We start from the raw sequence: 22,208 nt of genomic DNA on the forward strand, positions 1-22,208 counted from the left end.
AGCGGACACACTTTTTGTCACTTAACCCTGTTTTAATTACGAGTGCGGCCGGTCATGTTGCCAGTCGCGATACCAGCATTAGTCCAGATCGTCGTGTGCCATCAGCTGACGAGCAGCCTCAGTAATCGAGCCAGACAGCGACGGGTAGACAGAGAAGGAGCTTGCCAGGTCATCGACGGTGAGCTGGTTGGAGACACACACAGCAATTGGCAGAATCAGCTCCGAGGCGGTCGGAGCGACCACCACACCACCGATAATCATGCCGGAATTCTTACGGCAGAACAGCTTGACGAAGCCGTGGCGCAGCGAGCGCATCTTCGCACGCGGGTTACCTGCCAGCGGGAAAACCTCAACACGAGCGGAGACCTCACCGGACTCAATCTGAGCCTGGGAGACACCAACAGTCGCAATCTCCGGGCGGGTGAACACTGCCGAGGAAACGGTGCGCAGGCGAATTGGCGAAACACCTTCACCGAGGGCGTGGTACATCGCAATACGACCCTGCATAGCTGCAACGGAAGCCAGCGGGAACAAGTCGGTGCAGTCACCGGCAGCGTAGATACCCGGCACGTTGGTGCGGGAAACACGGTCAACGTGAATGTGGCCAGACGGGGTCATTTTCACACCACTTGCGTCCAGACCCATATCCGCAGTGTTCGGAATCGATCCGACGGTCATCAACGCGTGGGAGCCGAAGACCTCACGGCCGTCGGAAGTGACGACGCGAACGCCGCCGTCCTCAGTGCGTTCGACAAGATCACAGCGGGCGTTCTTCACAACGTCCACACCGCGCTCCAGCAGGACCTCCTCCAGGGCATCTGCAGCGTCAGCATCCTCGTGCGGCAGGATGCGGTCACGCGAAGCGACCATGGTGACCTTCACACCCAACTCGGTAAACGAGGATACGAACTCAGCACCGGTAACACCAGAACCGACCACAATGAGGTGCTCCGGCAGCTCCTCCAGTTCGTAAACCTGACGCCAGGTCAAAATACGGTCACCATCAGGAATCGCACCCGGCAGAATACGTGGGGACGCACCGGTGCAGACCAGCACCAGGTCGGCTTCAAGAGTGACCTCGCCGCCCTCGAGCAAGTCGACGGTGACGTAGTGAGTTACACGGCCCGGGTCGTGGTCATCGAGACGACCGCGGCCCTGCAGCATCTTGATGCCCTCGCGCTCCATCTGTGCGCGAACATCGTCAGACTGCTGCTGCGCCAGGCGCTTAACGCGCTCGTTGACCGCAGTGAAGTCGATTTTACGCTGGGAGAAGTCCGGGCGAAGACCCATCTCGTCCGCACGGCGCATATCAGTACGAACGCCCGTCGCCGCGATGAAGGCCTTAGAGGGAACGCAATCCCACAGGACGGAAGAACCGCCCATCCCGGCATCCTCAACCACAGTGACTTCAGCACCGTACTTGGCGCCAACCAGCGCTGCTTCGTAGCCGGCTGGGCCGCCGCCAATGATTACGATCCTCTGTGCCACAAATCCTCCAAAGTTGCCGTGGATATCACAATGTAACTACCGCGGGAGGCATTTTCCCCGCTTTGCCCCAATAGTCTAACGGACAGTCATGGTTGACGGCGCGCCATCCTCATAGCGCGCGACAATGCCAGCGAAGAGTTTCACACCAACGCCCAGGCAACGCTCGTCCACGATTAGATCATCTCGGTGCAAATCGTGCTTGTCTCCACGACCGGACCAGCAGCCCAGACGAGCCATCGCACCCGGGACGTGCTCGAGGTACCAACCGAAGTCCTCGCCGCCGGACGACTGTGGGGCCTGAATGACAGCATTCTCGTCCACTCGTCGCACCGCTTCCGCAATCAGGGCGGTGCAGTATTCGTCGTTAAGCACAGGCGGCACGCCACGCTCGTAGTTGATGGTGCAATCAGCGCCGGTCGGAGCAAGGACCTGTTCAATCAGTTCACGCACCAGTGGATCGATGTCGCGCCAGGTCTTGATGTCCGCGGTGCGCAGGGTGCCACTGACGCTGCCTTCCGACGGAATCGCGTTGTGCGCGTACCCGGAGTGAACGGAGCCGAACGTCAGCACGGTGCCCGTACGAGGATCGACGCGTCGCGACAGCAAGCCCGGCAAATCTACAATCAATTTACCCAGCGCATAGACAACATCGGCCGTCATCTGCGGACGGGAGGTATGCCCGCCCGGACCATGCACCTGAATCTCCAGGGTGTCGGCTGCAGAGGTGATGGCACCTGTTCGAACGCCAACGTGACCGACACGTAACTTCGGCTCACAGTGGACGGCAAAAATACGCTCAACGCCATCGAGCGCACCGGCGGCAATAACTTCGGGCGCACCGCCAACCATGACTTCCTCTGCTGGCTGGAAAATGAAACGCAGCGGCGTCGGCAACGTGTGCTTCTCGTGGTACTCGGCCATAGCCAGTGCCGTCGCGAGTGTAATCGTGGTGTGAAAATCATGCCCGCAGGCGTGCATGACACCATCGTTGGTGCTGGCAAACTCCAGCCCCGTGGTCTCTGTAATTGGAAGCGCGTCTATATCGCCGCGGAAAGCGAGACGCCCCGGCAATTCACCTCCGGCTTCGCTACCGGCGAGTTCATCTTCACCAATGTCGACCATCAAGCCGGTGTTGGGAAACAGCACTGGTTTCAGCCCTGCAGCACGCAGCTTCTCCTCCACAAAAGCCGTGGTGGCGTGCTCCATGTGAGATAGCTCTGGGTGCGCATGAAGATGCCGCCGCCACTCGAGAATCTCGTTCGCGTGCTCGGCCCACCAGTGCTTAATAAACTCCTCAATCACAACTCTCCAGTGTAAGCGCTCCACCGACAGGCCGTAACAAGAGGCCTACCGACGACTGCGCCAGCGACAGCAGTGGCCGGCAAGCGCTTGAATGTCGGCGCCAGACGTACGCATAACCAGGAGTCACTTCTTTAACTTTGGCCTCTTCAATTATCAGATGTTTCACATTTTGAGGAAGTCTGCGATGATAATAGGCATGTCCGGCAATGGCACACCTAAGTCTCTCAGCATCCCCATCATCATCGTGGCCACCGCACTCGTGGTCGTCATCGGCATCGCCATCGGCCTGTCGCTGAACAATAGTGATGAGCCCCAGCGTCCGGAGGTCCCCTCCTCCTCGCAGCCGACGCCGACCAGTTCGACACCGCCGTCCTCGACGAGTTCGACTTCTACGAGCAAGACGACCACCACGACGACAACTACGTCGAAGTCCTCCGAGACGTCGTCAAGCACGCCGAGCACTTCGACATCGTCCTCGTCGTCGACGCCGAGCACCACGTCTTCGTCATCCACGACGACGAGCTCTGAGCCGACAACAGCTCCGGAGGGACAGGACTTCGGCACTGGCCGCTCCGACCTAGACGGCCTGGGCTTCGTGGGCAGCTCCGCACGCTGCGACAACGGTGACCGCGCCTTTGCTGTTATCGCCGCTGAACAGGGAATTAAGGCTGCTGCTTGTGAGACGCGCTCCGGCGAAAAGTACTACCGCTCCGATACACCACAGGGCTCCGGATCGATGGACATCATCGTCGATGAGGGCGACCGCGTTGTTGCACAAAACGGCTCGTACAAGTACCAGATGTCCCCCGACGGGGTTCTTGTGACCAAGGACAACGAGGTCGTCAAGAAGTACGCCGCAGAAGCCTGGGGAACTGCCTAAGAGATCAATTTAAAGATCAATGTTGCGGGGACCGTAGAGACGGTCGCCCGCATCTCCCAACCCCGGCACAATGTAGGCATCCTCGTTAAGATCCGGGTCCACCACAGTGGTGACAAGACGCACCGGGAAACCGGATTCCTTCAAGGCGTCGACACCCTGCTGTGCAGAAATGATGCACACGGCCGTGATGTTGTCCGCTCCGCGATCCGCCAACAGCTTCAGGGCATGCAGCAGTGAACCGCCGGTTGCCAGCATTGGGTCGACCAGGAAGACAGTGCGACCGGACAGATCCTCCGGCAGCGCCTCGAGGTACGGCACCGGCTCATGGGTTTCCTCATTACGAGCCAAGCCAATAAAGCCCACCTGCGCATCCGGAATCATCGACAGCGACGGATCGATCATGCCAAGCCCCGCACGAATGACGGGAACAATAATCGGCGGATCCTGCAGACGGTAACCCGGCGCGGTAGTGATTGGGGTCTGAACATCGAAGTTATCGACGGGCAGCTCCCGGCTTGCCTCGTAAATCAGCATTGCGCCCAGATCGGCGAGTGCCGCACGGAAGCCCGCGTTATCAGTGCGCGCGTCGCGCAGAATGGTCAAACGTGACTGTGCCAAGGGATGGTTGACAACGGTAATCTCCATGCCTTCCAAAATACATTGCTTTGCTTTTGCTGCTCTGGTGCCGGCATCGCAAGTTTCTGAAAACGCGTTCCCCAAAAAGATGGAACCGAATCGGCCTTTTTCGCGCCTAACAATACGAGGGCTTTTTACTGCGCCCTATTTGCGCAAGCCCGCCTACTACCAAACCACTTGCCACTCAGCCGCCGTCCGAACCCCGCTAGCCGTTCTGCCACAGCACTGAGTGTTTAACTACACGCGAATTTCCTAGAGAGGCCGTCAACATTGTCCCGTCCATCACCACACAGTTCCCACAGCCAATCGTTTCTCTCTCCGGCCACTAGCGGGAATGACTCAGTCTTTACGCTGGTGCCAGAGCTTATTTCTGCCGATGCCACTCGCCTTGACGCGTTGTCGCAGCAGGTCAGCGGCGCTGACTTGGGCATCAGCGCACTGCTCTCGCTTGGCGACGTCCCGTTTGCTGGGCCCTTCTGTCACGCTGTAGCCACTGCTCTACAGCGCCAACACGAGCATGTAGCTGAGCTGAATGAGTACGGCACCAGCGCTGCTCGTGCACTGAACGCTCTTGTCTCTGCGGTGTCCACTGCTGAAGATGCCGGCGCATATGCGCTGCAGTCCATCTCACCGAAAATGGGAGCCGTTGCAACTCGCGGAATGGGCGGTGCGTGATGCTTCCCACCAATCTACTTACGGAGGTCCCCACCGCGATTGCACAACAGCTAAGTCCTGCCATCGCACCCGCACTGGCAGGACTTGCTGGGGCCGCAATACCCGCCGCGAGTACCGCCTGGCGCTCAGTGGCAGATTCCGTTGACCGCAACTGGGGCGATGGTGCTGGTTCCGGAGCAGGGGCCGCGGGAACAAGTCTCAAACGGGCTGCAAATGCGGCAGCCGACTTGGAAACTCGCGCCGGAACCATTGACAGTGACATTGCCAAGGGGCTGGCCGCAGTAATGTCAGCGGCCACTGATTTGGCCCGGATTGCCATGGATTTTGTCACTTCCGCCATGGGCTCGTTGACTGCGACGGCTGCGGGGCCCGCTGGTCTCGCCGCGACCGGCGCCAGCCTAGCCTCAGCGGCCAGTTCCGCGATCTCCCAGGCCATTGCGCGGCTCATGAAACTAGAGCAAGAACTGCGACCTCTGGTGCAGTCGCTGATACAGCAAGCGAGTACCGCGGTGGACACCCCTACCCCACCTCACTCGGCACAGTTGGAGGCCCCAGGTATCACTCAAGCCGCCCTCGCTTCTACGTCTACGAACACCCCAGGATCGGCTAGCGCTACCGACGCTGCAGATGGTTCGGAGGCGTCGTCCGATTCGGGCAGCGCGCCGGTACCTGCGGATGCTGGAGCTGGCGCGCCCACACCAGAGGCCCAAGCTGCGGTGAAGGCTGCACTCAGTGCCGTCGGAACGCCCTATGGTTGGGGCGGAAATACTCCGGGGCAGGCGCTCGATTGTTCAGGCTTAACGCACTGGGCCTACGGGCAAGCTGGTGTTGATATTCCCCGCACGGCAGAAGCACAGGCCGTCGGCAGACAGGTGAGCCAGGATGAACTGCTACCTGGCGATCTTGCAGTGTGGGACGGCCATGTCGCCATGGTTATCGGTGACGGAAAGATGGTCGAAGCGGGCGATCCGGTGCAGGTAAACCCCGTGCGTACGACCAACATCGGCATGCCGTTTAAGGGGTTCTACCGTCCGACCGGATAGTGCGGGGGGTATCTGCGTCGTAAAACTTCTAAGATAGGAATACGCAAACTTGCCACCCGTGGGGGCGCTGCAGGTATGACAATTTTTGAGTTTTAATAATCACCGACAAGCAGAAGGGCTGCGACGAAAACTATGGCCAGGAAAGGCATCGTTCCTATCGAACTCGAGCTGACCTCGGGCACCTTTTACACGTTGTGGGCTCCAAGCTGGCGTGAGGGTGGCTCCGAGTGGCAGGCTCTGCTCGGCCGCGGTGATGACATCTATTTGTTCTCATCGGCGGCAAAGCTCCTGGCTTTCCTACAGTCGGATGCTCCTCACGACTTCACGCAGCACCCCAGCTGGCGCAACTTCAACCAGCAGCTACCGGGAGCTGCCATCGCGGCGCCACGCCACCGCTATGACCTGATTGGGCTGCCAGAGATTCTGGCCGGCCGGGCCGACTACGACCATGTTTCGCGCGCAGATCGCATTCTTGCCATCACTCGCTCGATTGGTGCAATCGCGGATCTCACTCCAATCAACCAGATGTTCGCCTCTCACTCTGTCCTGGCTGCCACACAAAATGGTGCTGATCACTTCCAGGGCAGTGGCGCCGCTCAGTGGTCGGCTATCGGTAATGTCATCTTGACCAACTGGGACAATTGCATTGACGCTATCGACGCCATCGGCGCAAATACTCCGAGCATCGATGAAGAGTCTGAAACCGCTGCTGCAGCCGCATTAAAGGAGGCGGAGGCCGCGGAGCGTGAGCGTCGTGAAGCGGCGGAGAAGAAGCGCGAAGAGGAAAAGAAGTCCGCAGAGGAGACCGCCGGCGATCCGTACGATCAGACAGTGTGGGCCAACGCTGGCATCGACCCGATCAAGATCTCCATCGCTGGCCGCACGCTCTACACCTTGCGTTGTTACATGGGGCGTCGCCCGCTATTCCTGGGCAGCGCCGGTGAGATTCACACGTTCTCACAGCCCCGCACGATGGTGCGTTGGCTGCTGGAGCACAAGCATCACGACATGTCGGCGCTGACGACGTGGGATGAAATCATCACCGCGGCCAACGCAGGTGAACTGGAGGCCGTGGTGCACGAGGACAATGAGTACTCGTTTACCGGCCTGGCCGAGGACATTGAAAAGGGCCCGAACGCCGTGGACACCGCCCAGCTCGCCCGCGCGTACGAGCTACTCGCAGACGCCGCTGACTGGGCTGGAGATGATGCCGTGAACGAAGTACTGGCGGGCAACCAGCAGCTGCAGTGGCTGCTGAACTTCCTGCTGGACACCGGAGAAATGTCCGAGCCAGTTCCGCCTTACGACGATGAGGCCGAGGGCTGGAGGCAGCTGGAGAAGGACTTGGCCGCTCGGTTCACGACCAAGATCTAGCTCCTCCCAGCAAAGCTGGCCGGCGCTGGCTAGTCCAGCGTCAGGTTCAGCTCATCTTCGGCACCGAAACCCGCACCGTTGACATCAGTTTCGATGTCCTCGTCGCTGTTGTCGATAAGCTGCAGGTAAGCGGGGTAAATAATGGTGTCCATGATGTGCTCGCGGGTCGGCAGATCCACGAATGCATTGTTTAGCGCATTCGAGGTCAGTTCGAACAGCTCGCTGTAGCCGTAACCGAAGTTCTCCACCAACTCCATGCACTCCCGGGTCATGGAAGTCGCACCAATCAGACGGTTATCCGTGTTGACCGTGCAGGCGAAACTCATATCGTCGAGAAGCGAGAACGGGTGATCCGCAACACTGTCACAAACACCAGTCTGAACGTTGGAGGTCGGGCAGATTTCCAGCGGAATCTGGCGGTCACGAATAGCGGAGGCAACCTCCTGGCATTCGATGCCCTCGAGGGAAGCACCGAAGTCCTCGTAGATGCGTACGCCGTGACCCAGGCGGCGAGCACCTTGCACGACAGCATCCTGCAACGAATCGACACCGGCGTCTTCACCTGCGTGAATGGTGACCGGAATGAGGTTTTCCCGCAGCATGGTGAATGCTTCGGCATGGTTAGCCGGTGGGAAGCCGTTTTCCGGTCCAGCGATGTCAAAACCGACAACGTACCCGTCGGAGTTCTTCCCGTAGTTGTCGATGACCAGCTGTGCGACTTCCTTGGAATTGTCATTCTGGCGCATCGCACAGACCAGCAGACGTGCGGTGATGTGCTTTCCCTCAGCGGCGGCATGGGCTTCACCCTGCGCCAGGCCTTCGACCAGTGCGTCGATGACAGCCTGCATATCCAGGCCCTTTTCCAAATGGTTTTCCGGAGCCAGGCGCAGCTCAGCGTAGACGACGTTGTCGGCGGCCAGATCCTCGACGGCCTCACGCGCCACGCGCGTCAGCGACTCAGCGGTCTGCATGACGGCGCAGGTGTGCGCGAAGGCGGTCAGGTAGCTCGGCAACGAGCCAGAGTTGCCGGTGTCAATGAACCACTTCTCCAGTTCATCCACGTCGGTGGTGGGCAACTGATCGGTGTAACCGCAGTCCGCGGCCAGGTCGATAACGGTCTGCGGGCGCAGGCCGCCGTCGAGGTGATCGTGAAGCAGTACCTTGGGCAGGCTGGCGACAACCTTGCGCATCTCATCGAGATTCGATGCCGAAGACTGTGTGTCCAGAGACTGAGCATCACTGTGCAAAGAATTAGTCATAATGGCCAGACTATCGGTACTGTGCCCTCCGCTTCTACTTCACTGCCGGTGAATCGTAATTCTGCTTTGTACAAAGGCTTCCGCTCCCCCGTTTTCCCCCATCCACACACGACGAATACGTCATTTCGGGTGACGTTTTACTACCCTTATTTCATCATGTTTCCCTCTCGCCGCTTCTCATCTGCCGTTACGCTGCTAGCTACCAGCGCTCTGCTTCTGCCGAGCACCGCCCCTGCAGCCATGGCGCAGAGCACCTCGCTTACCGACGACACTCCGATTGTCGGCCCCGCACCTGACATCCGTGACACGGAGGGCTGCCCCTACAAGACCCTCCCACCAGCACCAGTGGACTCCTCGGAGGTTCCGGCTCCCGGCGAAACATCTCCCCCTCCTCTTCCGGTTCCCCAAAAACCGACTGGAGGTAGCAAAATGTCCGCCTGCGGCATTGTCAGCGGTGAGGGGTTTGACGTTCCGAAAGACCTCTCCGCCTCTGCATGGACGGTGTTCGATTTGAAATCCGGCGATGTCCTTGCGGCGAAGGACCCGCACGGCCGCTACCGTCCGGCATCGATTATTAAGGTGTTGCTGGCGATGGAGGCGCTCGAGGATTTGAAGCTCGACACCTCGGTTAAAGCGACATTCGAGGACGCGAACATGGAGGGCTCTCGTGTCGGCATCGTCGAGGACGTGAACTACTCGGTAGAAACGCTCCTGACTGGCCTGTTGCTCAACTCCGGCAACGATGCCGGCCACGCGTTGGCCCGCGAACTTGGTGGCATGGATAAGACCACCGAAAAGGTCAACGCCCTGGCAAAGAAATTGGGGGCGACGGATACGCGAGTGGTCAACCCGACTGGTCTCGATGCTCCGGGCCAGATGACGTCGGCATACGACATGTCACTGTTCTTCCAGCACGCATTCAACAATGAGACCTATCGCAAGCTCTCGGCCACCCGCCTGGCCACCATCCCCGGAGACAAGGCTCTCGAGGTTGATGACTTCGAAATCGCCAACGACAATCAGCTGATTGCCCAGGACTATCCCGGCGCGCTTGGAGGCAAAACCGGTTTTACCGACGATGCCCGTCACACCTTCGCTGGGGTGGCTGAGCGCGACGGCCGTCGTCTCGGCGTCATCGTTCTCGACGCCACTGTGGAGGATTCACCGCGCCCCTGGGAGCAGGCGGCATCGCTTCTCGACGCCGGCTTCGCGGCCCCGCAGGACAGCTCTGTCGGTGTCCTCGAAGCGGAAGCGACTGAGGATACGTTGGTAGAAAAATTGCCCGATATCCTGGACGACGAGTCAACAGGAACCGGGCTGAAAATTACTGTCAGCGCTGCCATCGTAGGTGTCATCGCATTGATTGCGATGGTCACCTACCGCTTCGGCAGACGCAATCGCGGTTAGTTATTTCGAACCGAGCAGGCGGTTCAATCCGGACGGATTGGCCGCTTCCGCACGGACGTTAATGACAGCAGGAGCGGGTGCATCCAGCTCCTCGTCGGCAAGCGCTTCTTCGGTCGTCGCGGTCCAGGCAGTGGCGTACATAGTGATGCGCCAGATGAGGTAGAAAACGACCATCAGACCGATGACCGGACCGAAAACTGCACCGGCCGGGTTCGACAGGGCGTTGGAGAAGAAAACGCTACCGAGCTGCTTGACAACCTCAAGGCCAATCGCACCGATAATCGCACCCTTTGCCGCAGAGCGGAACGGGGCGCCCCCGCGCGGCAGGAAAGCGAGCATCCAGAAGAACAGCAGCCAGTTGGCGACGAGACCAATGGCGATGGCAATCAATCCTGCGATTATTGTGATTCCCGGGACATGGGCCAGACCAATCTTGTCCAGCAGGGACTGTGTCAGTCCGGAAGAGCCGGCCGCGGTGACAGCGAAGGTCAGCAGGATCATAACCAGCATGCCCAGCAGACGCAGCAGGTCGCGAACCTTTCCCATCACGAAGTTGCTAGCGCCCAGCGGGCGCTTCCACAGCTGTGTCACTGCGTTGGAGAGGTTGCTCATCCAACTAAGACCCGACCACAGGGTGGCAATGAAACCGACGGTGAAAACGCCACCGGCCTGATCGATCGCGCCTTCAATAATTGCGTTGATGGTGTCGCCCATTGACCCATCGATGGAGTCGGTGATAGCGGACTGGATTTGCTCAAGCAGCTGCTCATTGCCACGCAGCACAAGCGCGAGGATGGCAAATGCCGTCATGATTAGGGGGAAAATCGACAGCACGGAGAAGTACGTGACAGCGGCGGCAAAAAAGTTACCGCCCTGCTCGGAGTAGCGCTCCTGCATCCGCATAACGTGATCGAACCACGCCCACTTTTCGCGGAGGCGGTCGATTGCGCTCGGTTCATCGGCGTGTACACGCTCGATGCCATAGCGGTCCGTTCTCTTCGGATCTTTTTGAGTAGAGGTTGCCATGTCCCCTACCTTAACGTGCCAGCTTTCGGTACGGAGACTGAAGCGCAGAGTCTACAGCTGAATTACCGGTTGGCGGCCTTCAGGAACCCGACGCGCTCGTACACATCTGCAAGTGTCTTGGCGGCAACTTCACGGGCGCGGTCTGCGCCTTCGGCTAGGATCCGTTCCAGCTCACCGCGATCAGCCATGAGCTCCTCATAGCGTGCACGCAGTGGCGTGGTGAATGCCTCCAGCGCATCTGCGGTATCGGCCTTCAGCTGGCCGTAGCCAGCGCCTTCGTAGCCGGCAACGAGCTCGTCGACAGGCTTGTCGGTCAACGCCGACTGAATGACCAGCAGGTTGGAAACGCCCGGCTTGTTCTCACGGTCGAAGCGGATCTCTCCGTCATTGTCAGTAACGGCCGAGCGAATGCGCTTGGCGGAGACCTTCGGGTCGTCCAAGAGGTTAATAATGCCCTTCGGATTTGCACCCGACTTGCTCATCTTCGAGGTCGGATCCTGCAAGTCGTAAATTTTCGCGGAGCCTTCCATGATGTGTGGATCCGGCACCACGAAGGTCTTCTTGTAGCGGGAGTTGAAACGCTGCGCCAGGTTACGCGTCAGTTCGAGGTGCTGGCGCTGATCCTCCCCCACCGGCACCAGCTGCGGGCGGTAGAGCAAGATGTCGGCAGCCATCAGCATGGGGTACGCGAACAAACCAGCGGAGGTATGTTCCGCGCCCTGACGAGAGGACTTGTCCTTGAACTGCGTCATACGGCTGGCTTCACCAAAGCCAGTCAAGCAGGTCAACACCCATCCGAGCTCCGCGTGCTCGGGCACATGCGACTGCACGAAGAGCACCGACTTCTCCGGATCAATACCGAGTGCAATCAGCTGTGCGGCACCTGCGATAGTGCGCTGACGCAGCTCCTTCGGATTCTGCTCGACAGTGATGGCGTGCAGGTCTGGAATGAAGTAGTAAGCGTCGAAGTCATCCTGCAGATTAATCCAGTTCTTCAATGCACCCAGGTAGTTGCCCAGGTGGTAGGAATCTGCGGTCGGCTGAATGCCGGACAGAACGCGCTGCTTACGAGCACTCGGTGCAGGATTAGTTGCCTCAGGACCCTTGCTTTCACTCATAGCCAATAAGTCTAGCGCGAGGCCCGCAGTTGAGAGTCGACGACGTACCCGTTTCGACAACACCACGGGCTTTTGCAGGAAACCGACTGCCAAAAGCTAGCCCCGACGCCCCTCGTCCCCCTGCTCCACAAGCATTCGATCGGATAGCAATTTGACGGTGCGCGCCGCAGCGGCTGGCGATTCCTCGGGGTACAGTGCGCGCACCAACGTGATCGCTGGGCGAATGCCGTGTTCAGAGAGAACACGGCGAACACGCTCACGCTCCCCCTGGGTCAACTCGAGCGGGGCTACGGGTGGCCTACGGGTGTAGGACACGACCATCACGGCTCCCAGCAGAACAATGAGTCCGAGGGAAATCCACAGTGGCCACGCGTAGGCAAAAGACAGCACGATAAACGCAACAATGACACCGGAAGTCACGACCACTGGGACATTGACAGCAGTGCCAGGGTCGTTCTGCAGACTCCGTGCGATGGCTTCCAAATCGGCCATCTGGTGCCGCTTGTTATCGCTCTCGCCGTTTTTCACTGGGGATGTCCTCTCCTTTCCTGGTCCGCACCGAGCTCGCTTCAAGTCCCGCGCAGATTCGCGCTTGGGTTTTACAGCGGCTGAAGTCCCATCAGTCCTTCTTCAAATCTTAGGCGCTCGCGTCCCAAGTGCCGAACTAACCCACAGGTATTATTGGACTAATTCAATTCTCTTATCCGTCAGGAGTCCCATGCTCGCTGCCATTGCGGTTGCCGTCTTCATCCTGCTGGTCCCAGGCGCAGTTCTCGGTTGGGCCAGTGGGCTACGTCCCACGCTCGCGTTGGCATCTGCCGGCCCATTAATGCTGGGTGTGACCGGTTTTTCCGCATGGTTGTCTCACGCGCTCGGGCTGGATTACACCTGGCTCTTCGTGGCCGGCATGTGGGCATGGTTCTGTGCTATTGGCTATCTGGTGCGCAGATTCGTCCCCCGAGCAACGCCCGAAGACGGCTTCGATTCCGGCGTTGTCACCGCGATGATTGTCGTCGGAGTTACGGTAGTCGGCTCGATGCGCGCCATGCTCGTGCTTAACGACGTCCCTGGCGGCCCCGGCGCTATCCGCGAAGCCTGGGACATGCTCTGGCATACCAACTTCCTCCGGTTCATTGACGAGCATGCAATAGCCTCGCCCACCGCGGCCGGTGACCTGATGAATCAGGAGACCGGGGCCGAAATGTTCTACCCCACCGGCTGGCATGCCATGGCGGGGCTGCTGCCCGGCTCGGTCTTCCTCGATTCCAACGTGTTTGCGTTCTTGGCCCCGGCGCTGCTTGTTCCCGCAGCAACTGCGGTGCTAGCCCGCACCGCAGTTGGTCCTAAGTGGGCGGCCTATGCCGGTCCCGCAGCTGCCGTCGCGACGCTGATGCTTCCGGAGATTTGGGTGGCCCTTTGGCGCACCTCCTCCATGCCGTATCTGCTCGCGGTGGCCGCTTTGCCGATTGCTGCGGCTTTGACCATGCGGGGCTATATTGTCCCCGCTGCGCTTGCCCTGGTCGGCACGTTTATCACCCACCCGGCCGGCGCAATTGCTGCCGTGCTCTTTGTTGGCTTGTGGTTGATTACCCAACCGAGCGTCAGTGGCCTAGTTCGCACGCTAATTATCGGCGCGCTCGCCCTGGTGATGACTCTCCCGGCAGCTTTGTCCGCGAGGGGGCAAGGCGAATCCGTTGCGGGCTTTACCGGCCAAATTGAGATTTCCCGCTCCGAATCACTGTGGCGAACTCTGATTGGGTTTTCCCGCTATGCTGACGAGCCCATCTTTTCCCGGACTGTTCTGGTTCTTGTGCTCATCGGCCTGGTGGTGGCGCTTGTCTCTCGCCTGCCAGACAGCCCATGGGCTCCGTGGCCGGCACTGGTTTTCGGGCTGCTCTTTGTGGTGTCCGATAGTGCGCAGTCCCGTTGGTCTGAGCCGTTCGGCACCTATCTGAAGTTTATTGGCACTTTCTTCTACGACATGCCGTACCGCATGCAGGCGGTTATGGGAATTCTGCGCGCAGTGCTGGTCGGCTACGCAGTCGCGGCTGCCGTTGTCGGGATTGTGGCTGCGGCGCAGTGGATCGTCGCAAAGCGAGATCAGCCGACCAAGTCGTGGAATCCTGCGCTGGCGATGGGGCTCGTAGCGGCACTGGCGATTGTGCCTGCGACCTGGGCGAGTGGGCCTGCTCAGCGCGAGGCAATTCGCCAGAGTTTCGGAAGCACGTTTGTGACCGCTGCGGACATGGAAGCTATTGATTGGCTGTCCGCACAGCCGCATGCGTTTGAGGGGCATATTCTCAATGACCGTCGTGACGGTTCTGCGTGGATGTATGCCATCGCCGGACTGCCGACCCTGTTCCGCCATTTCTCCTTCTCCGACAAAACTGCCGAGGCGAGCAACAAGCTGCCGATAAACGTTGACCTGCTGGGCTCACATCCAGAGTTCGATGCCATGGCGAAGAAATTGGGAGTGCACTACATCATTAGTTCCCCGCCGGGTGTGAACACGGATGGCACGGAGGCGCTGTCGATGCGTTCCTGGGCATGGCACGCGCCGGGGCTCACGCCTGTGTATCACGACAGTTCGGTGATGATTTTCGCGGTCAACAAGATGTTTTCACCTGAAGAGTTGCACGCTGTTGTCAACAGTTCCCCACACCGCCCGGCGCGCCCCAATCCGCTGTGGATGCCTCCGCGCCAGCCAATCGTCCCCTCCCCTGACGAGGCTGTCGATCCGCTCGCCGGCGCGCGCATCACCGTCGACTCTCGCCGCGAGGCCATCGAGGCTATCAACGCCGACCTGCCTCGCGCGCTGCGTTTGAGTGGGGATACTTCCGCTCACATCGACAGCATCGTGCAACGCGCCAGCGACAAGCTCCGTCAGCGCGGCGCAATCGTTGGCGCGCATTCGCTTGCCGACGACACGGCGAGCGCAGCCACCGTAATCGTCGGTCGCTCATCAGAGGGCCAGACTCTTTCTGGGGATAACATCGGCGATCGTGGCTTTTCGGTATCCGCTGTGGTGAAGTCTCTCGAACCTGAGGACGATGCTCCTGCCGATTGGCAGTTGGCGGCGGGTGTGCGCGACGGAATGGTGTACCGAGGTTTCAATCCGCACAGCAGTTACAGCACAAACGGGGTGCCAACCGAGTTTCGCACCGGCCTGGCGCCGGCAGTGGCGGTGAACCAGAGTTCGCGGCCACATGCGCCGACAATTGCGCTATCGCTGGGAGCGGTGGGCGCTGAAAAACTCACCCGCGATTTGGCCGACCCCGCTATGCAGGACAAATGGGCCGACGCCATCGTTGACGGCATCGCCTCGATGTTGCGGCAGAACCGGCATCTCGTAACTGCTCCCGAGCCTGAGATAATCCCAGAGTTCGCTGACGTCGGAGCACACTAGTCCACTCGGGGTTAGGCGTATGCCGGGTTTAGGCGTACTCCACGATCACCGGCGCGTGGTCCGTCCAGCGAAGGTCGTAGGCGGCAGGCTTATCCACTACCGAGCTGACGGCACGCTTGAGCATTGGTTCGGTTACCGCCTGGTAGTCGATGCGCCAGCCGGCATCGGTATCGAACGCCTTACCGCGGTAGGTCCACCAGGACCAGGGGCCGTCGGCCTCTGGGTGCAGACGGCGAGTGACATCAAACCACACCGGATCTGCATTGAGCTTCGGGGCCTCCCACACAGAACCATCGGAGAAGGCACCGGTTTCCAGCTCCTTGTCGCTGGCCTGAACCTGCGAATCCTGGGGAACCTCATCGGGCCAGCAGCCGAAGACCGAGTCCATCCAGGCACGCTCCTGCGGTAGGAAACCGCTCTTGCGGCGGTTGGTCTTCCAGTTCTTCAAATCCTGTTCGCGGTGGCAGATGTTCCAGTCGCCGCCGATGACTGCGTGGTGACCATCGCGCCCCTTGGCACCCAGTTCGGCCAGGTAGTCGGAGAAGGCATCGAGGAAGCGGTACTTCTCATCCTGCTTCTCGCTCAGGGCAGCACCAGAGGGCAGGTAGAGGCTGGCAATCTGGACATCCACATCCAGGCCGGTGTCCGCTGCCGGGGCAACACCACTGATAAACCGACCGGATTCTTCGAACTCCTCGGAGCCGATGCCCACCTGGACGTCGTTAAGCGGAAAGCGCGAGAGAATGCCCACGCCGGCGCGCCCCTTTGCACCCAGGTTTTCAGCGCCGACCCAATGCCATCCGGCATCGAAAGCGGGCGCGAGGGCCTTGCGTGCCTGGTCGTCGGTGGCGCGGACTTCCTGCAGCAAAACGACATCGGAACTGGTGTGCTTCAGCCACTCCAGCAATCCCAGATTGGTTTCGCTGCGCTCCTTGACGGCGGCGCGGATGCCGTTGACATTGATTGTCGCGATTGTAAGGCTCATGCCCTCATACGTTACCTATGCGTGCATTACGCCTTGTAGATCCCTAGCGCAGTTCGATGCGCTCGGCCTTCTTCGCCTGTGAGCGGCGGTAAAGAACAATGGTCGGCAGAGCGATGAAGATAGCCAACATCGCCAACGTCGCGCCGCCCAAAGCCGGTGCGCGGTAGCCATAACCGGACGCAATGACCCAACCGCCGAGCGCCGCTCCGAATGCGTTGGCCATGTTCAATGCGGCCTGATTGAGTGCTGCCGCCAGCGTCTGTGCACGACCGGCGACATCCATCAGACGAGTCTGCAGATTAGGCACCAATACCGATCCCAGCAGGCCGATAAGGAGGAAGTTGATCGTGCCCAGCACAGCATTCTGTGAGGTGAAGTAGAAGACGCTGAGCATTATTACCATCAGCACCAGCGCAACCATGATGCCCCACTCCCCGATGCGGTCGGAGAGCCAGCCACCGATGTAAGTACCGACAACCATGCCGATGCCGTAGGCCATCAGCACAATCCAGATGTGGTTTTCGCTCATGCCCGCTTCGCGAGTCATAGTCCAGGTGATGTAGGTGTAAACCGCGAACATGCCGCCGAAACCAACGGTGCCGATTGCGACGGTCAGCAGCACCTGCGGTGTCACCAGAGCCGAGAGCTCATCCATCGGACGTGTCTTCGGCATGCGGTTCATATGCGGCACGGCGAACCACAACGAAACAAATGCAATCAGCCCGATGACCGCGACAAACGCGAAGGCGCTGCGCCAACCGTAAATCTGTCCCAGCACCTGCGCGGCCGGCACACCAATCACAGTCGCCACCGACAGCCCCACTCCTGACAGGGCCACCATTTTGCCGCGCTGCCCCGGCTTAGCCAGGGAGGCCGCCACCAGAGCCGCCACCGAGAAGTACGCACCGTGCGGCAGACCGGCAATGAAGCGCGAGACCATGACCGCTTCGAAAGAGCCCAGTGTGCCTGCCCAAACCGTGGCACCATTGCCGATGGTAAATGCCGCCATCAGCAGCAGGAGCATGCGCCTGCGCGGAATCGAGCCGGTCAGCACGGTAATTAGCGGTGCGCCCACGACAACACCGAGTGCGTACATCGAAATCATGCGCCCTGCGGCATCCTCATCACGTCCGAAGGCATCAGCGATGTAAGGCAGCAGGCCCATGGCCACAAACTCGGTAACGCCGATGCCGAATGCACCGACCGACAGAGCCACAATCACCAAGATTCGGCGTAAATCAGAGATGTCGTCCTGCACCGGAACAGGACGGCGATGCGAGCTAAACGCTCCCGCACGACGCGCACGCGGTTTGTGGTCGTCGTTGTGGGTTGTTACTTCGCTTGACGACGTCATTGCGACCGTCTCCTTTTCTCTTCTTACGCCAGTTGGTGGACTCTCAGTTCCCCTCGACTTTCGACCCAAGACGGGTTCGCAAAACCGTGAGGGGAGCCGCAAGGGAAAAATGAGACTCTACTCCGCAACACAAAAATTTCGCTATTTAATCCGCCTGTTCCCCGGGTATTTGTGCGCGGAATAACATCTACGGCCATTAGTGGAAGTCGCTCACTCAAGTTCTTCTAAACCATTTTGCAATCGGCATTGTTTGCCGAGGACTACCATTCCCTCCGAGCGCCACGGACTTCCTACCATCGAGCGCTCCGGGTCTTCGATGCTGCCGTAATAGCTACCAGGTAAATTGTTTTAAAAGATATTTCGAACTGCAATACCGATAGGATCTTGATCCACTATGGGCGACCGCTATAACCTCTACGAGTCTCTGAAGCTGGATAGCGCAGCCAGCACCGAAGAACTCCATACAAATCTTTCTAATCAGCTCTCCGAACTGCGAGATGCTGGCGTCTCGGAGTACTCCGGCGAGTTCCAGGAAAAGCTCACTGCGCTGCAAGTGCTTGGCGATGAGGGACGTCGCCGCGAATACGACGCTTTGCTGGCCGATGAGAACGCCACCATCACCATTGCGACGCTGCGCGGGCTGGCAAATCGCCCGGCACCCACTGCGCAGGAATCCTCGTTCCAGACGCAAACCCAACAAGCACAGTGGTCCGCCCCAACTCAAACCAGTCCTGCGACAGTAACCACCACGGTGACCACGGATGTACCACCGCTGCCTGCAAACGCCACACTGCAGAACATGTGGCAGCGCATGCCACTCATCCCCCGAATCACTACCGGCTTGGTCGGTTTTTCAACTCTGATTGGCATCATCGCAGTTCTGTACGCAATCACGCTCGGCATCCAGGGCGCCAACGATCTCGGCAGCCTAGAGTCATCGTTGGGTGATTCTTGGGATGACATCGGCTACATTATGGGCGCTGCAGCCGCCCTCGTTCTTGTTCCAGTCCTCTTACTGATGGGAATGATGCTTGTCACCTTGACCGCATACTGGATTCACTCCATCCTCCGCGGTGAAGACTCGACGGCACCAATCTTTTTCTGCGTCACCGTGGCACCACTGGCGTTGGCTATGACCATCATCCCCCTCCTGTTCTTGAGCTCCTGGGTGGATGTAGTCCTCTTCCTCGCAGGTGCCATGCTGATCGCGGCTTGCGTTCTTATGTTCCTCAAGGACATGCGCGCATGGTTCCGCGGCCAGAAACTGGTCAGGACTACCCAGTCGGCCCCGGGGCAGGGCTATGCTCCGCAGTACCCACAGTCTCAGAACACTCAGGGCTGCCAGTTCGGCCAGAACAATCCTCCGAACAATACACAGAACTAAATAGGCTGCCCTGAACAACCGCGCCGGCGTGCACGACACCCCAGCGCGGTTTTTCGTATTTGAAGGGTTTGAGCGCGGGGGCCGTCGTAAAGCGAAAAATGGAATGAAAAGCGGCGAATAAGCGACAAATAATTGCGCATTTCGTGACTTACCTCACATAATTGCGTTATTCATATCACTATCACTGTTTTTGCGCTATGCCCCGACACAACCCAAGATTCAAAACTGGGTTATCGTGGAACAAAACAGATAGGAGACATGAATTATGGCGACAATTATTTGGACCCGTACTGACGAAGCCCCTCTGCTGGCGAGCTACTCGCTGAAGCCAATCGTGGAGGCATTTGCAAGCCAGGCTGGTGTCAATGTTGAAACCCGCGACATCTCCCTCGCAGGCCGCATTCTGGCTCAGTTCCCGGAGCGTCTTTCGGACGAGCAGAAGGTAGAGGATGCGCTGGCAGCCCTGGGCAAGCTGGTCAAGGAGCCGGACGCCAACATCATCAAGCTGCCGAATATCTCTGCATCCGTCCCGCAGATTAAGCGCGCTGTCGCAGAGCTGCAGGAAAAGGGCTATGACATTCCGAAGTACAAGTCGCAGCCGGAAGGCGAGGAAGAGACCGCCGACCGCGCCAAGTTCGACAAGGTCAAGGGCTCTGCCGTTAACCCGGTACTGCGTGAGGGCAACTCCGACCGCCGCGCTCCGGAGCCGGTGAAGAACTACGCCCGCAAGCACCCGCACCGCATGGGCGCTTGGTCCGCAGACTCCAAGACCAACGTCGCCACCATGGCCTCCAACGACTTCCGCCACAACGAGAAGTCCGTTGTCATGCCGGCCGACGACAAGCTGACCTACCAGCTCGAGGCTAACGACGGCCAGATCATCACCCTGAAGAAGGACATGCCGGTCCTCAAGGGCGAGATTATTGACGGCACGGGCATGAACGTCCACATCCTGGACAACTTCCTGCGCGCTCAGATCCGTCGCGCACAGCGCGAGAACATCCTGTTCTCCGTCCACTTGAAGGCCACCATGATGAAGGTCTCCGACCCGCTGATCTTCGGCGAGGTTGTCAAGGCCTTCCTGCCATCTGTTTTCCCGAAGTTCGAGTCCAAGCTGGCTGCCGCCAACCTAACTCCGGACAACGGCCTGGGCGCTATGCTCGATGGTCTACACAAGCTTGACGACGCTACTGCGGCGGCCGTCAAGTCCGCTATCGAGAAGGACCTGAAGGAAGGTCCGGCCCTTTACATGGTCAACTCCGATAAGGGCATCACCAACCTCCACGTTCCGTCTGACGTCATCGTTGACGCTTCCATGCCGGCCCTGATCCGCAACGGCGGCAAGGGCTGGGGCCCGGACGGTGAGGAGCGCGACACCCTCGCAGTCATCCCGGACTCTTCCTACGCAGGCGTCTACCAGGCTGTTATCGAGGACTGCCGCGCCAATGGCGCTTTCGACCCGGCCACCATGGGCTCTGTCCCGAACGTCGGCCTGATGGCTCAGAAGGCTGAGGAGTACGGCTCCCACGACAAGACTTTCCAGATTCCGGTTGACGGTGTCCTGCAGGTCATCAACTCCGCTGGCGAGGTTCTGATTGAGCACCACGTCGCCGAGGGTGACATCTGGCGCTCCTGCCAGACCAAGGACGCCCCAATCCGCGACTGGGTGAAGCTGGCCGTCAACCGCGCTCGTATCACTGGCGACCCTGCAGTGTTCTGGCTGGACCCGCAGCGTGCGCACGACAACAACCTGATCAGCAAGGTCAACGAGTACCTGGCAGACCACGACACCGAGGGTCTGGATATCCGCATCATGGATCCGGTGTCCGCTACCAAGTTCTCCCTCGAGCGCATCCGCCGCGGCGAGAACACCATTTCCGTAACCGGTAACGTTCTGCGTGACTACCTCACCGACCTGTTCCCGATCATGGAGCTGGGCACCTCCGCCAAGATGCTGTCGGTCGTGCCGCTGATGGCCGGGGGCGGCCTGTTCGAGACCGGCGCAGGCGGTTCCGCACCGAAGCACGTCCAGCAGGTTCAGGAAGAAAACCACCTGCGCTGGGACTCCCTGGGTGAGTTCCTGGCACTGGCCGAGTCCCTGCGCTACGCCGCTGAGCATGACGACGACCCACGTCCACGCGTCCTGGCTGAGGCCCTGGACAAGGCAACCGCTACCCTGCTCGACGAGGGCAAGTCGCCGTCCCGCAAGGCTGGCGAAATCGACAACCGCGGCTCCCACTTCTACCTGGCTCTCTACTGGGCACAGGAGCTGGCCAAGCAGGACGAGAACTCCGAGCTGAAGGAAGTTTTCGCACCGGTCGCTAAGGCTCTCACGGAGAAGGAAGAGTCCATCGCCAAGACCCTGATTGATGCTCAGGGTTCCCCAGCTGATCTGGGTGGCTACTTCCTGCCGGACGATGAGAAGACCTCCGCAGTTATGCGTCCGTCCGCTGAGTTCAACGAGATCATCGACGGTCTGAAGAAGTAGGACTAGCTGCTTGCTCCTGGCTGGCCTGGTTGGCCTGGTTGGCCCAGGCTGGCCTAGGCCGACCTAGGCTGACCGCCGGTTTCGGGCGATAGCCCCTCGCTCATGTTGCATTTGATGCACATGGCGCGAGGGGCTTTTTCTATGCCCTGACTTCCTTAACGGTCTTGACAGTATCCAGTGCTTTTCGGCGCTTTACGGTACCCTTCGCCCATACTCAGTCCCCTGTTTGGCTCGCCCCGACACTCGGCACCGCAGTGCCTCACCCCATGAGTTACTGACTACCTTTATGACACTTTTGTCCAAAAAATTGCCTTCAAACTGTCATAAAGGTAGTCACTAACTCCTTCGGCAAACCGCCACCCGTCGAACACCACTCGCCACGC

General features: G+C 59.5%; 17 protein-coding genes. 8 read left to right on the forward strand and 9 right to left on the reverse strand.

Going from position 1 to position 22,208, the window contains the following annotated elements; all coding sequences use genetic code 11:
- Positions 1–78: 78 nt before the first annotated feature.
- Together HMPREF3135_RS07845 and HMPREF3135_RS07850 are read right to left on the reverse strand one after the other, a co-directional pair.
- Positions 79–1,488 carry an NAD(P)H-quinone dehydrogenase gene (locus HMPREF3135_RS07845; RefSeq protein WP_038627803.1) on the reverse strand — a complete coding sequence of 470 codons (1,410 nt, stop codon included), beginning with the start codon at positions 1,486–1,488 and terminating at the stop codon, positions 79–81.
- Positions 1,489–1,563: 75 nt separating this feature from the next.
- Positions 1,564–2,790 (reverse strand): M20 family metallopeptidase, encoded by a 1,227-nt coding sequence (locus tag HMPREF3135_RS07850; RefSeq protein ID WP_070439059.1) that lies wholly within the window; start codon positions 2,788–2,790, stop codon positions 1,564–1,566.
- Between the two features lie 196 nt (positions 2,791–2,986).
- Here HMPREF3135_RS07850 and HMPREF3135_RS11320 point away from each other — a divergent pair, with 196 nt between their 5' ends.
- Positions 2,987–3,670, forward strand: a complete 684-nt coding sequence (locus HMPREF3135_RS11320) for a hypothetical protein (RefSeq protein WP_141739587.1) — start codon at positions 2,987–2,989, stop codon at positions 3,668–3,670.
- A gap of 9 nt (positions 3,671–3,679) precedes the next feature.
- Here HMPREF3135_RS11320 and upp read toward each other — a convergent pair whose 3' ends face one another.
- Positions 3,680–4,315, reverse strand: a complete 636-nt coding sequence (gene upp, locus HMPREF3135_RS07865; protein ID WP_049171962.1) for a uracil phosphoribosyltransferase — start codon at positions 4,313–4,315, stop codon at positions 3,680–3,682.
- 345 nt (positions 4,316–4,660) lie between these two features.
- Here upp and HMPREF3135_RS07870 point away from each other — a divergent pair, with 345 nt between their 5' ends.
- The 3 genes from HMPREF3135_RS07870 to HMPREF3135_RS07880 all read left to right on the forward strand — a co-directional run bounded on the left by HMPREF3135_RS07870 (position 4,661) and on the right by HMPREF3135_RS07880 (position 7,398).
- The gene (locus tag HMPREF3135_RS07870; protein WP_070439064.1) at positions 4,661–4,981 is read left to right on the forward strand and encodes a hypothetical protein; all 321 of its coding nucleotides are present in this window, start codon (positions 4,661–4,663) and stop codon (positions 4,979–4,981) included.
- 128 nt (positions 4,982–5,109) lie between these two features.
- Positions 5,110–6,024: a C40 family peptidase gene (locus HMPREF3135_RS07875; protein ID WP_224783752.1), complete on the forward strand. Its 915-nt coding sequence runs from the start codon at positions 5,110–5,112 to the stop codon at positions 6,022–6,024.
- A gap of 132 nt (positions 6,025–6,156) precedes the next feature.
- A complete protein-coding gene (locus tag HMPREF3135_RS07880) occupies positions 6,157–7,398 on the forward strand; it encodes a hypothetical protein (RefSeq protein WP_016422149.1) in 1,242 nt (413 codons plus the stop codon).
- Positions 7,399–7,427: 29 nt separating this feature from the next.
- Here HMPREF3135_RS07880 and HMPREF3135_RS07885 read toward each other — a convergent pair whose 3' ends face one another.
- Positions 7,428–8,657 carry an adenosine deaminase gene (locus tag HMPREF3135_RS07885; protein WP_016422148.1) on the reverse strand — a complete coding sequence of 410 codons (1,230 nt, stop codon included), beginning with the start codon at positions 8,655–8,657 and terminating at the stop codon, positions 7,428–7,430.
- Positions 8,658–8,813: 156 nt separating this feature from the next.
- Here HMPREF3135_RS07885 and HMPREF3135_RS07890 point away from each other — a divergent pair, with 156 nt between their 5' ends.
- Positions 8,814–10,064, forward strand: a complete 1,251-nt coding sequence (locus HMPREF3135_RS07890) for a D-alanyl-D-alanine carboxypeptidase family protein (RefSeq protein WP_210384709.1) — start codon at positions 8,814–8,816, stop codon at positions 10,062–10,064.
- On the opposite strand, the gene HMPREF3135_RS07895 is transcribed toward HMPREF3135_RS07890, so the two are convergent.
- From HMPREF3135_RS07895 to HMPREF3135_RS07905, 3 genes are all read right to left on the reverse strand, one after another.
- The gene (locus HMPREF3135_RS07895; protein WP_049193273.1) at positions 10,065–11,090 is read right to left on the reverse strand and encodes a YhjD/YihY/BrkB family envelope integrity protein; all 1,026 of its coding nucleotides are present in this window, start codon (positions 11,088–11,090) and stop codon (positions 10,065–10,067) included.
- Between the two features lie 62 nt (positions 11,091–11,152).
- On the reverse strand, positions 11,153–12,208 hold the full coding sequence (trpS, locus tag HMPREF3135_RS07900) for a tryptophan--tRNA ligase (protein ID WP_049171954.1): 1,056 nt from the start codon (positions 12,206–12,208) through the stop codon (positions 11,153–11,155).
- 96 nt (positions 12,209–12,304) lie between these two features.
- The gene (locus HMPREF3135_RS07905) at positions 12,305–12,736 is read right to left on the reverse strand and encodes a hypothetical protein (RefSeq protein WP_016422144.1); all 432 of its coding nucleotides are present in this window, start codon (positions 12,734–12,736) and stop codon (positions 12,305–12,307) included.
- 190 nt (positions 12,737–12,926) lie between these two features.
- Between HMPREF3135_RS07905 and HMPREF3135_RS07910 the strand changes: the two genes are divergently transcribed.
- On the forward strand, positions 12,927–15,614 hold the full coding sequence (locus tag HMPREF3135_RS07910) for a DUF6541 family protein (RefSeq protein ID WP_070439067.1): 2,688 nt from the start codon (positions 12,927–12,929) through the stop codon (positions 15,612–15,614).
- 28 nt (positions 15,615–15,642) lie between these two features.
- On the opposite strand, the gene HMPREF3135_RS07915 is transcribed toward HMPREF3135_RS07910, so the two are convergent.
- Together HMPREF3135_RS07915 and HMPREF3135_RS07920 are read right to left on the reverse strand one after the other, a co-directional pair.
- The gene (locus HMPREF3135_RS07915) at positions 15,643–16,599 is read right to left on the reverse strand and encodes an exodeoxyribonuclease III (RefSeq protein WP_070439070.1); all 957 of its coding nucleotides are present in this window, start codon (positions 16,597–16,599) and stop codon (positions 15,643–15,645) included.
- Between the two features lie 43 nt (positions 16,600–16,642).
- Entirely contained in the window at positions 16,643–17,953 is a 1,311-nt protein-coding gene (locus tag HMPREF3135_RS07920) for an MFS transporter (RefSeq protein ID WP_016422141.1), read from the reverse strand.
- Positions 17,954–18,347: 394 nt separating this feature from the next.
- Here HMPREF3135_RS07920 and HMPREF3135_RS07925 point away from each other — a divergent pair, with 394 nt between their 5' ends.
- The gene (locus tag HMPREF3135_RS07925; protein WP_070439073.1) at positions 18,348–19,337 is read left to right on the forward strand and encodes a molecular chaperone DnaJ; all 990 of its coding nucleotides are present in this window, start codon (positions 18,348–18,350) and stop codon (positions 19,335–19,337) included.
- 265 nt (positions 19,338–19,602) lie between these two features.
- Positions 19,603–21,825 carry an NADP-dependent isocitrate dehydrogenase gene (locus tag HMPREF3135_RS07930; RefSeq protein ID WP_049190323.1) on the forward strand — a complete coding sequence of 741 codons (2,223 nt, stop codon included), beginning with the start codon at positions 19,603–19,605 and terminating at the stop codon, positions 21,823–21,825.
- Positions 21,826–22,208 lie beyond the last annotated feature (383 nt).

It is taken from the genome of Corynebacterium sp. HMSC14H10 (assembly GCF_001807105.1).
GTDB lineage: Bacteria > Actinomycetota > Actinomycetes > Mycobacteriales > Mycobacteriaceae > Corynebacterium > Corynebacterium jeikeium_D.